Source organism: Rhizobacter sp. (assembly GCF_031412495.1).
Taxonomy (GTDB): domain Bacteria; phylum Pseudomonadota; class Gammaproteobacteria; order Burkholderiales; family Burkholderiaceae_C; genus Schlegelella_A.
Map to the genome: position 1 here is coordinate 1 of NZ_JANODC010000214.1, position 12001 is coordinate 12001.

The window sequence follows — 12001 nt, forward strand, 5'->3', positions numbered from 1 at the left end:
GTTGCTGCCGATCTCCTGGGCGAAGCTGTTGCGGTAGTTCTCGACCAGCCAGACACCCATGACGTTGACGTCGTAGATCTTCCAGCCGGCACCGGCTTTCTCGAGCCGGTAGTCGAGCTGGATCGGATCGCCCTTGCCGCGGATTTCCGTGCGCACCACGACCTCGGCATCGCCGGCAGCGGAGCGCATCGGCTTGAGGTCGACGCTCTGCTCGGCACTGACCTGCGACAGGGCGCCCGAGTACGTGCGCACCAGCAGGACTTTGAACTCGTCCTGCAGGCGCTTCTGCTGCTCGGGCGTCGCCTGGCGCCAGTAGCGGCCGACGGCAGACGCCGTCATCCGCTCGAAGTTGACGTAGGGCAGCACCTTCTGGTCGACCAGCCCGATCACCTTGCGGATGTCGCCGGCCTGGATGGTCTTGTCCGCCTTGACCGCGTCGAGCACGTCGGTCGAGACCTCCTTGATGAGGGCGTCGGGCGCCTTGGCGGCCTGGGCGTGCACGCCGAGCGTCGCGAACGAGAGCGCCGCGGCAGCGAGCCAGCCGGCGATTCGGGAAGAGAACATCAGAAATCCTTTGTCAATGTCCAGGTGAGGCCGCAGGGTGCCTGACTTGGGAGAACCTTGTCGGGCGCGGGACTAAGCCCCCTGACCCTCAACGCGCCACCTGCCGGGCCGGTTCACCGGATGACCGGGCCGACTCAGCGCGGTGCCGAGGCCGGAGCGCCCGGCGCCGAGGCAGGAGTCGCGGCAGCAGGGGGCGCCAGGTTGCCCCGCGCGGCGCCGGCAGCGGCGGAAGCGGCGCGTTCCGGCTGCTCGGGCGTCTCCGGCGCATCGCCGTCGAAGACCAGGCTGCGCCGCCGCTGCAGGTAGGCGTCACGCACGAAGGTGTACTTGTCGAGTGAGATCTCGTCGATGACGCGAGTGGCGCCGAGCAGGCCGGCCCGGGTGTTGACGATCTGCAGCACCGTCAGGCCGATCTGGGTGCCGGTGCCTTCGAAGAAACCCGGCGGAGAAGCAAGCCGGTCGACGGCGATGGCGGCAGCGTCGCGAACCGTCGAGGGCCCGAGGACGGGGAGGACCATGTAGGCGCCGGCGCCCACGCCGTAGCGGCCGAGCGTCTGGCCGAAGTCCTCGTAGTGGTGCTCGAGGCCCATCTCCGAGGCGACGTCGAGGATGCCCAGCAGACCGAACAGCGTGTTCGCGCCCACGCGTGTCGCGTCGTCGAGGCCCGCCTGGACCTTGCCCTGGAGAAGGTTGTTGACCGCCGACCAGGCGTCGGCGAAGTTGGCGAAGAAGTTGCCGATGATCCTGCGGACGGGCTGCGGCGTGACGTTCGCGTAGGCCGTCGCAACCGGCCGGAGCACGGCCTGATCGAGGTCCTCGTTGAAGTTGAAGACCTTGCGGTTCCATTTCTCCCACGGGTCCAGCCGCTGGCCCGGGCCGCCGCGAGCGTCCTGGATCGTCGCGCAGCCCGCCAACAGCGCCAGCACCGCCGCCATCGCCAAGGTCCGAACGCGCATGGGGGCTCTCGACGGTGTCATTTCCTTGCTCCGCTCGCGGCTGGGACGGGGGCCGCCGGTGCCGCACCGGCGTCGGCGGCCTTGCTGAAGAGGAACTGGCTGATGAGGCTCTCCAGCACCACCGCCGATTGTGTCTGCTTGATCTCGTCGCCGGGCTGGAACGATTTTTCCTGCGCCCCGGGTTCGATGCCGAGGTACTGGTCGCCGAGCAGCCCCGAGGTGAGGATGCGCGCCGAGGAGTCGGTCGGGAACTGCACGTCGCGCTGGATCTCGAGACGCACGAGCCCCTGGTAGCGCTGCGGGTCGAGCGTGATCGCGGCGACCCGGCCGACGGTGACGCCGGCACTCTTGACCGGCGCCCTCACCTTCAGGCCGCCGATGTTGTCGAAGCGCGCCGTGAGCGTGTAGCTGTCGCCGGTGCTGAAGCTGCCCAGGTTGGCGGCCTTCAGGGCGAGAAAGACGAGCCCGACCAACCCCAGCAGAACGAACAAGCCGACGAAGATCTCTATGCTTTTCCTGCCCATCGGAATCCCTGGTTGCGACCGGTATGTTGTCAGCTGCCCGGCGTGGTGAACATCAACGCGGTCAGCACGAAGTCCATCATCAGGACGCTCAGCGAGGCGATCACGACGGTCCGTGTCGTCCCGTGCGCCACGCCCTCCGGGGTCGCCTTGGCTTCGTAGCCCTGGTAGAGCGCGACGAAGGTGCAGATGAAGCCGAAGACGATGCTCTTGATGATGCCGTTGCCGATGTCACGGCGCACGTCGACGCCGGACTGCATGATCGACCAGAAGTTGCCGGAGTCGACACCGATCAGCAGCACCGCGACGACATAGGCGCCGAGGATGCCCACGGCCGAAAAGAGGATCGCGAGGATCGGCATGGCGACGATGCCGCCGAGGAAGCGCGGCGCCAGGACGCGGCTCTTGGGGTCGATGGCCATCATGTCCATCGCCGCAAGCTGCTCGCCCGCCTTCATGAGGCCGATCTCCGCGGTCAGCGACGTGCCTGCCCGGCCGGCAAAGAGAAGGGCGGTGACGACGGGACCGAGCTCGCGCGTCAGCGACAGGTTGACGATCAACCCGAGCGATTCCGCCGCGCCGTAGGTGACGAGCGCGTAATACATCTGCAGCGCGAGCACGAAGCCGACGGCGAGCCCCGACGCCAGGATGATGACCAGGGACAGGTTGCCGATGGCATGGATCTGGGCCACCACCAGGTAGGGCCGGCGCAGCGCGGCCGGGCAGGCGCGCAGGAGGTCGACGAAGAAGAACGCGTGGTGGCCGAGGATACGCAGCAGCTCGAGGCCACCCTGTCCGACGCGCGCGACGAAGTTCAAGCGCGGACCCCGAAGTCGTCGGCCAGGCCGGGCGCGGGGTAATGGAAGCGCACCGGCCCGTCGGGCTCGCCGCGGATGAACTGGCGCACCTCGGGATCGTCGGATTCGGCGAGCTGCCCCGGCTTGCCGTGCGCGACCACCTTGCCCTGCGACGACATCAGGTAGGCGTAGTCGCAGATCGCGAAGCACTGCTCGACGTCGTGAGAGACCAGGATGGAGGTCGCGCCGGTCGTGTCGTTGAGGGTCCGGATCAGGTTCGCGGCGACCCCCATCGAGATCGGGTCGAGGCCGGCGAACGGTTCGTCGTACATGATCAGCTCGGGATCGAGGGCGATCGCGCGCGCCAGCGCAACGCGCCGCGCCATCCCGCCCGATACCTCCGAGATGCGCAGCCTGGCGGCGCCGCGCAGCCCGACCGCGTTCAGCTTCATCAGGACGACGTCGCGGATCATGGCCTCGTCGAGGTCGGTGTGCTCGCGCAGAGGGAAGGCGACGTTGTCGAACACGGACAGGTCGGTGAAGAGCGCCCCGAACTGGAACAGCATGCCGAGACGACGGCGCAGCGCGAACAGCTGCGCGGTGTCGCCGGGGTCGATGGGCCGGCCGTCGAACCGGATCGTGCCGCTGCGCACGGGGTAGACGCCACCGATGAGCCGCAGCACGGTCGTCTTGCCGCAGCCCGAACCGCCGAGGATGGCGGTGACCTTGCCGCGCTGGAAGGACATCGAGATGTCGTTCAGGATCGTGCGCCCGCCTTCGTAGCCGAAGACGACGTTCTCGATGTCGACCAGGAGCTCGCCGCTCGCTCGCGCAGGTTCGTCTGCCCGCTGCTGTTCCGACGTCATCGAGTCAGCGCGGCAACTCGCTCTTGCCCATGAGGAAGGCATCGACCGCGTGCGCCGCCTGCCGTCCTTCACGGATCGCCCAGACCACGAGCGACTGGCCGCGGCGCACGTCGCCGGCGGCGAACACCTTCGCCACGCTGGTGGCGTAGCCGCCGATCTCGTCGACGCCGGCGCGGGCGTTGCCGCGGGCGTCGCGCTCGACGCCGAACTCCTCGAGCAGGCTGGCGACCGGGCTCACGAAGCCCATCGCCAGCAGCACGAGCTCGGCCGGGATGATCTGCTCGGTGTCCGGCACCTCGACCATCTTGCCGCCGTCCCACTCGACGCGGACCGCCTTCAGTGCCGTGACCTTGCCCGCCTCGCCGAGGAACTCCTTGGTCGCGATCGCGAACTCGCGCTCGCAGCCTTCCTCGTGGCTGGACGACGTGCGCAGCTTGGTCGGCCAGTAGGGCCAGACGAGCGGCTTGTGCTCGTGCTCGGGGGGCATGGGCATGAGCTCGAACTGGGTCACGCTCTTGGCGCCGTGCCGGTTGCTGGTGCCGACGCAGTCGCTGCCGGTGTCGCCGCCGCCGATCACGACCACGTTCTTGCCGTCGGCGCGGATCTGTGCCTCGACCTGCCCCCCCGCGTTCACCTTGTTCTGCTGCGGCAGGAACTCCATCGCGAAGTGGATGCCGGCGAGATCACGGCCCGGCACGGGCAGGTCGCGCGAACGTTCCGCGCCGCCCGCGAGGACGACCGCGTCGAACTGCGCCTGCAGTTCGCCGGCAGAGATGGCCTGGGTCGACCAGTCCGTGACGCTGCCTTCGAGACGGCGCCCGCCGACGCGGATGCCGGTGCGGAAGACGACGCCCTCGGCCTGCATCTGGGCGACGCGGCGGTCGATGTGGATCTTCTCCATCTTGAAGTCCGGGATGCCGTAGCGCAGCAGCCCGCCGATGGCGTCGTTCTTCTCGAAGACCGTGACCGCGTGGCCGGCACGCGCGAGCTGCTGCGCGGCAGCCATGCCGGCGGGTCCCGAGCCGACGACGGCGACGGTCTTGCCGGTCCGCGCCGCAGGCACCTTCGGCAGGACCCAGCCTTCGGCCCAGGCGCGGTCGATGATCGCGTGCTCGATCGACTTGATGCCGACCGGGTCGTCGTTGATGTTCAGCGTGCACGCGGCTTCGCAGGGCGCCGGGCAGATGCGGCCCGTGAACTCAGGGAAGTTGTTGGTCGAGTCGAGGACGGCCCAGGCCATCTTCCAGTCGGCGCGGTACACGAGGTCGTTGAAGTCCGGGATGATGTTGTTCACCGGACAGCCGCTGTTGCAGAACGGCGTGCCGCAATCCATGCAGCGCGCGGTCTGGACCTTCGCGTCCTCTTCCTTCAGGGTGTGGACGAACTCCCTGAAATTGGTGACGCGCCGAGGCACCGGGTCGTAGCCCTCCTCGACACGATCGAAGTCCAGGAATCCGGTGACGTTGCCCATCGCGATTGCGGATCTTTCTGCTGCTGCGCCGTGCGTCTACTTCGGCGCCGTGACCTTGGCGGCCTTGCCGGCCGTGCGCGCCTTGGCGATCACATCATCGGCAGCGGTCGTCGCGCGGATCTCGCCGAGCGCCGTCATCGCCTTCAGGCTGATCTCGGCAAGCGCCCGCTTGTACTCGTTCGGGAAGACCTTCACGAAACGACCGCGGGCCTCGGCCCAGTGATCGAGGATCTCGCGCGCGCGCAGGCTCCCGGTCCACTTGTGGTGTTCGGAAATCAGGGTTTTGAGGATGGTCTCGTCCGCTTGGTCCTTGTGCCACACGGAGCGCTCAAGTGTCTGCTCCTGGTCGGCGGCGGCGAGGACGCGGCCGAGCGAGACCATGCTCGTGTTGCAGCGCGACGCGAACTGGCCGTCCTCGTCGTACACGTAGGCGATGCCGCCGCTCATGCCGGCTGCGAAGTTGCGCCCGGTCCTGCCGAGCACGACGACCGTTCCGCCGGTCATGTACTCGCAGCCGTGGTCGCCTGTGCCTTCGACGACCGCTGTCGCGCCGGACAGGCGGACGGCGAATCGCTCGCCGGCGACGCCGCGGAAGAAGGCTTCGCCGCTTGTCGCGCCGTAGAGCACGGTGTTGCCGACGATGATGTTCTCGGTCGCGGCGCCGCGGAAGTCGATGCTGGGGCGGATTGCGAGACGGCCGCCGCTCATGCCCTTGCCGGTGTAGTCGTTGGCGTCGCCGATCAGGTAGATCGTGATGCCCTGGGCCAGGAAGGCGCCGAAGCTCTGGCCGCCGGTGCCTTCCATCTGAATGAAGATGGTGTTGTCGGGCAGCCCCTCGGGCCTCCTGCGGATCAGCTCGCCGGAGAGCATGGCGCCGACGGTCCGGTTGACGTTTCGCACCTGCTCGAGCAGCTGCACCTTCTCGCCGCGCTCGAGCGCCGGCGCGCACTTCTGGATCAGCCGCACGTCGAGTGCATTGTCGAGGCCATGGTCCTGCGTCTCGACCTGGCGTCGTGCCACCTCGGGCGGCGCGGCCGGCACGTGCAGGATGCGGCTGAAGTCGAGCCCCCTCGCCTTCCAGTGCGCGATGCCCTTTCGCGTGTCGAGCAGGTCGACCCGGCCGATCATGTCGTCGAAGCTGCGTACGCCGAGCTGCGCCATCAGCTGGCGCGCTTCCTCGGCGACGAAGAAGAAGTAGTTGACCACGTGCTCCGGCCGGCCCTGGAACCGGGCTCGCAGCACCGGGTCTTGCGTCGCCACCCCGACGGGGCAGGTATTCAGGTGGCACTTGCGCATCATGATGCAGCCTTCGGCCACCAGCGGCGCTGTCGCGAAGCCGAACTCGTCGGCGCCGAGCAGGGCACCGATGACGACGTCGCGACCGGTCTTCATCTGACCGTCGGCCTGGACCCGGATCCGGCCGCGCAGCCGGTTCAGGACCAGCGTCTGCTGCGTCTCGGCCAGGCCGAGTTCCCACGGCGTGCCGGCGTGCTTGATCGAGCTCCAGGGCGACGCGCCGGTGCCGCCGTCGTGACCGGCGATGACGACGTGGTCGGCCTTGGCCTTGGCCACGCCGGCGGCGATGGTGCCGACGCCGACTTCGGACACGAGCTTGACGCTGATGCTGGCCCGCGCGTTCGCGTTCTTCAGGTCGTGGATGAGCTGCGCCAGGTCCTCGATAGAGTAGATGTCGTGGTGGGGCGGCGGCGAGATCAGGCCCACGCCCGGCACCGAGTAGCGCAGGCGGCCGATGTACTCGCTGACCTTGCCGCCGGGGAGCTGGCCGCCCTCGCCCGGCTTGGCGCCCTGCGCCATCTTGATCTGCAGCTGGTCGGCCGAGACCAGGTACTCGGTCGTGACGCCGAAGCGGCCCGATGCGACCTGCTTGATCTTCGAGCGCAGCGAGTCGCCCTGCTGCAGCGGGTAGTCGACGACGATGTCCCCCTTGCCGATGATGTCGCCGAAGTGCGTTCCCTCGGCGATCGCCTCGCCGCGCAGCTCGGCGCGGTAGCGGGCCGGGTCCTCGCCGCCTTCGCCGGTGTTGGACTTGCCGCCGATGCGGTTCATGGCGACCGCGAGCGTCGCGTGCGCCTCGGTCGAGATCGAGCCCAGGGACATCGCGCCGGTCGAGAAGCGCTTGACGATCTCCACCGCCGGCTCGACTTCAGCGAGGGGAACGGCCTTCGCCGGGTCGGTCACGAACTCGAACAGCCCGCGCAGCGTCATGTGTCGCTGCGACTGGTCGTTGATGATCCGGGCGTATTCCTGGTAGGTCTCGAAGCGGTTCGAACGGACGCCGTGCTGCAGCTTGGCGATCGCGTCGGGGGTCCACATGTGCTCTTCGCCGCGGACCCGCCAGGCGTACTCGCCGCCGGCGTCGAGCATGTTCTCGAGCACCGGGTCGTCGCCGAAGGCAGCACGATGCATGCGGATGGCCTCTTCGGCAACCGCGAAGATGTCGATGCCGCCGACCTGGCTCGAGGTGCCACGGAAATACTTGTCGACCAGGTCCTTCTCGAGTCCGATCGCTTCGAACAGCTGCGCGCCGCAGTACGACATGTACGTCGACACGCCCATCTTCGACATGATCTTGGACAGGCCCTTGCCGATCGCCTTGATGTAGTTGGCGGTGGCCTTGTCGGTGCCCAGGTTGCTGGGAAGGTCGCCATGCATCGACGCCAGCGTCTCGAGCGCGAGGTACGGATGCACCGCTTCGGCGCCATAGCCGGCGAGGACGGCGAAGTGATGGACCTCGCGCGCCGAGCCGGTCTCCACCACCAGGCCCGCGGTCGTGCGCAGGCCTTCACGCACGAGGTGCTGGTGCACCGCGGACAGCGCGAGCGCCGCCGGCAAGGCGACGTGGTCGCGGCCAAGCTTTCGGTCGCTGATGATGAGGATGTTGTGGCCGCTCTTCAGCGCGTCGACGCTCTCGGCGCAGATCGACGCCAGCTTGGCCTCGATGCCCTCGGCGCCCCACTCCAGCGGGTAGGTGATGTCGATCTCGTAGCTCTGGAACTTGGCGCTCGTGTGCGAGGCGATCGAGCGCAGGCGGTCCATGTCCGCGAAATCGAGGATCGGCTGCGACACCTCCAGGCGCATCGGCGGATTGACGGCGTTGATGTCGAGCAGGTCCGGCTTCGGGCCGATGAACGACACCAGCGACATCACGATGGCCTCGCGGATCGGGTCGATCGGCGGGTTGGTGACCTGGGCGAAGAGCTGCTTGAAGTAGTTGTAGAGCGGCTTGTTCTTGCTGGACAGGACGGCCAGCGGCGAGTCGTTGCCCATCGAGCCGATGCCCTCCTCGCCGGCCTGCGCCATCGGGCTCATCAGGAACTTGCCGTCTTCCTGCGTGTAGCCGAAGGCCTGCTGGCGGTCGAGCAGGGTCTCCGAGAACTGCGGCGGCTTCGGGGCGGCCGGCAGCTCCTCGAGCTTGATCCGGACGCTGTCGACCCACTGCCGGTACGGGCGCGCCGACGCGAACTGGTTCTTCAGTTCCTCGTCGTCGACGATGCGGCCCTGCTCGAAGTCGATCAGGAACATCTTGCCCGGCTGCAGGCGCCACTTCTTGACGATCCGGTTCTCCGGGATCGGCAGGACACCGGTCTCCGAGGCCATGACGACGAGGCCGTCGTCGGTGACGATGTAGCGCGCCGGCCGCAGGCCGTTGCGGTCGAGCGTGGCCCCGATCTGGCGGCCGTCGGTGAACACCATCGCCGCCGGGCCGTCCCACGGCTCCATCATCGCCGCGTGGTACTCGTAGAAGGCGCGCCGCCGCGCGTCCATCGACGTGTGCTGCTCCCACGCCTCGGGAATCATCATCATCACGGCGTGGGCGAGCGAGTAGCCGCTCATCGTCAGCAGCTCTAGGGCGTTGTCGAACGTCGCCGTGTCGCTCTGCCCCTCGAAGGTGATCGGGTAGAGCTTTTGCAGGTCGGCGCCGAGCACCGGCGACTTCATGACCCCTTCGCGGGCCCGCATCCAGTTGAAGTTGCCCTTGACGGTGTTGATCTCGCCGTTGTGGGCGACCATCCGGTACGGGTGGGCCAGCGGCCACTCCGGGAAGGTGTTGGTCGAGAAGCGCGGGTGCACCAGCGCAAGCGCCGAGGCGAGGCGCGGGTCGGCCAGGTCCTTGTAGTACTTGCCCACCTGGCCGGCGAGCAGCAGGCCCTTGTAGATCACCGTGCGGCAGCTCATGCTCGGCACGTAGTACTCGCGGCTGTGCGTCAGCTTCAGGCGCTGGATGGCGCTCGATGCCGTCTTGCGGATGACGTAGAGCTTGCGCTCGAGCGCGTCGGGGACGATGACGTCCGGCCCGCGGCCGATGAAGACCTGGCGCAGCACCGGCTCCTTGGCGCGCACGGCGGGCGACATCGGCAGGTCGCGGTCGACCGGCACGTCGCGCCACCCGAGCAGCACCTGGCCCTCGGCGCGAACGGCGCGCTCGAGTTCCTGCGTGCAGGCCAGCCGGGACGCATGCTCCTTCGGCAGGAACACCATGCCGACGCCGTACTCGCCCGGCGGGGGCAGCACGATGCCCTGCACGGCCATCTCGGCGCGGTAGAACTCGTCCGGGATCTGGATCAGGATGCCGGCGCCGTCGCCCATCAGCGCGTCGGCGCCGACGGCGCCGCGGTGGTCGAGGTTCTCAAGGATCTTCAGGCCCTGCTCGACGATCGCGTGCGACTTATGCCCGGCGATATGGGCGACGAAACCCACGCCGCACGCGTCGTGCTCCGAGCCCGGCTGGTAGAGGCCGTCGCGCGCGCAGACGGCGAGCTCCTGCTCCGGGCAGGGCTCGACGAGGCGAACAGGCCTGTTCTGGGTATCGCTCATGACTTCTCTCGCGCCGGCTGGGTATGAAGAATACCGCAGTGCAGCAATGCAGATCCGGGCGGCCGGGTCGATGTCAATAGGTGCGGCCCGACGCCTCCGTGCCCTTGCCCAGGGGGGCGAACTCGACCTCGTACATCACCTCGCTGCGCACCGGAATGCCGCCACGGAGGCCCGGCGCGAACCGAGCTCGTCCGAACGCGGCCAGCGCCGCCTCGTCGAAGAGACCCGGCGGAGCGGCGTGGACGACGACGATGCTTTCCACCTCGCCCGTGTCGGAGATGACCAGGCGCAGGATGACCGTGCCGCCCCGCGTTCCGGCCGCCGCCGGGAACGCAGGGTCGATGGCGTCGAGAGGCCGGGGCCCGCGGTCGAGCCCGGTTCGGCTCTCCGCCGCGCCGCGCGTCCCGGCGGAACGGTCGGCCGGCAGTGCCGGCAGGCTGTCCGGCAGGGCCGGGGCCTCCGTCGGGACCGGCTTGGAGGCCACCTCCGGAGCCGGCGCAGGAGGCGAAACCGAGGCCGGGGGGGCGGTCGCGACCTCCGTCACGATGGCCGGCACCGCGGCCGTAGGAGTGACCACATCGGACGGTGGCGCCGCAGGGATCGGGGGAGCGTCGACCCGGGTGGCGGGCGCCAACTCGATCAGTCGCGCCACCAGCGTCGCCGTCGAGGCCCCCGGCGCCGGCGCACCCGGCTGCCCCCCGCGCCAGGGCACGGCGACGGCGGCGAGGTGAAAGGCGACGGAGGCGCCGACCGCCGCGATCAGGCCGCGCGGCAGCAGCTTCACGGGGCCGCGCCGTCCCGCCCCGGAATCACTGCGCCAGCACCTCGCGCCAGCTGACGCGCCTCGGCACTCCGGCAGGGTTCGAGGTGGGCACGTTCTCCGTGACCACGCCGTCGTTGGTGGTGACCACCGCCTTCCATGGGTTGGCGCCGCTGCCGACCTTGATCACGGTCAGGCCGACGATCAGCTTGTTGGCAATCGACGTCGACACCGAGTTGCCGGGCGAGCCGGTCACCGCGAGACCGCTCTTGAAGTCCAGGTAGTTCAGCCAGCTGTAGCCGCCCGGAACGCACGGGCCGATCTGCGGCACGTTGCTGCCGATGATCAAGGTCTGGCCGCGCAGCTTCATCTCGACGTTGACCCGTTCGCCGGGGTCGGGCAGATCGACGTACCAGCCGTCGGTGGACCCGCACTGGGCCGCGCTGCCAGTGCACTGGATGGTGCGAATCGCACCCGGACCGCTACCGACCTGCGTCATGGCGAGCGGTGCGAGCGCCGAGCGAAGGTTGGCGAACGCGGTGGTCCCGATCACCGGATCGACGATGCCGTAGACCGACTGTCGCTGCACGTCCACCGTGTCGGTCGCGCCTAGCAGCTTGCCGGTGGCGACGTAGAGCATCGGCTTGCCCCCGAGCTCGGTCAGCTCCGGGCGGACGGTGATGGGCTGAGGTACCCCGCCCGGGTCCTTGGCCGTCCCGATGAGGGTCGCTTCCAGGCCCGCCGGGGCCGTGTTGTTGTTCACATCGAAGCGCCAGATGTTGCCGAGAGCGTCCGTGCCGTAGACGCGCACGGTCAGGTTGTCGATCTCGGCCTTGTTCACGAAGTTGTTGATCTGGGCCAGGCCGCTCGGCGTGGTCGCGTCGCCGGCGGTGGTCGCGATCTTGTAGATGATCTCGCCGGTGGTGGCATTCAGCACGTACAGGTAGCCCTTGCCGTCGCCGGCTTTCGGCGTCGCGTTCACGTTGTTGTAGCCCGAGGTCACCATGACCACCCAGCGCCCGTCGGCCAGCTTCGAGATCAGCGGCTTGCCGAAGGTCTTGCCGAGGTGGCAGTCGGCACCCGCCGTCGACGCGTTGGCCGAGTCGTAGCAGGTGTCGCTCCACTTGAACTCCCACATCGCCTTGGGCACCAGCGGATCGGTGACGTCGAGCGCATAGTAGGCGCGACCGCCGTCGTTCAGCCCGGCCACGAGGATGGTCTTCCAGGCCG

9 protein-coding genes are annotated in these 12001 nt (G+C 68.7%); all 9 read right to left on the reverse strand.

Annotated elements, in window-relative coordinates; all coding sequences use genetic code 11:
* The coding region (locus tag AC30N0_RS08070) for an MlaC/ttg2D family ABC transporter substrate-binding protein (RefSeq protein WP_489517409.1) at positions 1-564 on the reverse strand (564 nt) is incomplete at its 3' end.
* 134 nt (positions 565-698) lie between these two features.
* On the reverse strand, positions 699-1520 hold the full coding sequence (locus AC30N0_RS08075) for an MlaA family lipoprotein (protein WP_489517410.1): 822 nt from the start codon (positions 1518-1520) through the stop codon (positions 699-701).
* Positions 1521-1537: 17 nt separating this feature from the next.
* Positions 1538-2044, reverse strand: coding sequence for an outer membrane lipid asymmetry maintenance protein MlaD (mlaD, locus tag AC30N0_RS08080; RefSeq protein WP_489517411.1), 507 nt, complete (start codon positions 2042-2044; stop codon positions 1538-1540).
* Positions 2045-2073: 29 nt separating this feature from the next.
* Positions 2074-2859, reverse strand: coding sequence for a lipid asymmetry maintenance ABC transporter permease subunit MlaE (mlaE, locus tag AC30N0_RS08085; protein WP_489517412.1), 786 nt, complete (start codon positions 2857-2859; stop codon positions 2074-2076).
* The gene (locus AC30N0_RS08090) at positions 2856-3704 is read right to left on the reverse strand and encodes an ABC transporter ATP-binding protein (protein ID WP_489517413.1); all 849 of its coding nucleotides are present in this window, start codon (positions 3702-3704) and stop codon (positions 2856-2858) included. Before AC30N0_RS08090 ends, mlaE begins: the two co-directional genes overlap by 4 nt.
* A gap of 4 nt (positions 3705-3708) precedes the next feature.
* Positions 3709-5175 (reverse strand): glutamate synthase subunit beta, encoded by a 1467-nt coding sequence (locus tag AC30N0_RS08095; RefSeq protein ID WP_489517414.1) that lies wholly within the window; start codon positions 5173-5175, stop codon positions 3709-3711.
* Between the two features lie 36 nt (positions 5176-5211).
* Positions 5212-10011, reverse strand: coding sequence for a glutamate synthase-related protein (locus AC30N0_RS08100; protein WP_489517415.1), 4800 nt, complete (start codon positions 10009-10011; stop codon positions 5212-5214).
* A gap of 73 nt (positions 10012-10084) precedes the next feature.
* Complete coding sequence (locus AC30N0_RS08105; protein ID WP_489517416.1) at positions 10085-10795, reverse strand: energy transducer TonB; 711 nt, start codon at positions 10793-10795, stop codon at positions 10085-10087.
* A 25-nt stretch (positions 10796-10820) separates the two neighbouring features.
* Positions 10821-12001 (reverse strand): pilus assembly protein (locus AC30N0_RS08110; RefSeq protein WP_489517417.1); only part of this gene is annotated, 1181 nt, incomplete at its 5' end.

Excerpts from the sequence above, each read along its gene's own strand:
- AC30N0_RS08075 (WP_489517410.1), bottom strand. The coding sequence starts at position 1,520 with ATGCGCGTTCGGACCTTGGCGATGGCGGCGGTGCTGGCGCTGTTGGCG.
- mlaD (WP_489517411.1), bottom strand. The coding sequence starts at position 2,044 with ATGGGCAGGAAAAGCATAGAGATCTTCGTCGGCTTGTTCGTTCTGCTG.
- AC30N0_RS08090 (WP_489517413.1), bottom strand. The coding sequence starts at position 3,704 with ATGACGTCGGAACAGCAGCGGGCAGACGAACCTGCGCGAGCGAGCGGC.
- AC30N0_RS08095 (WP_489517414.1), bottom strand. The coding sequence starts at position 5,175 with ATGGGCAACGTCACCGGATTCCTGGACTTCGATCGTGTCGAGGAGGGC.
- AC30N0_RS08100 (WP_489517415.1), bottom strand. The coding sequence starts at position 10,011 with ATGAGCGATACCCAGAACAGGCCTGTTCGCCTCGTCGAGCCCTGCCCG.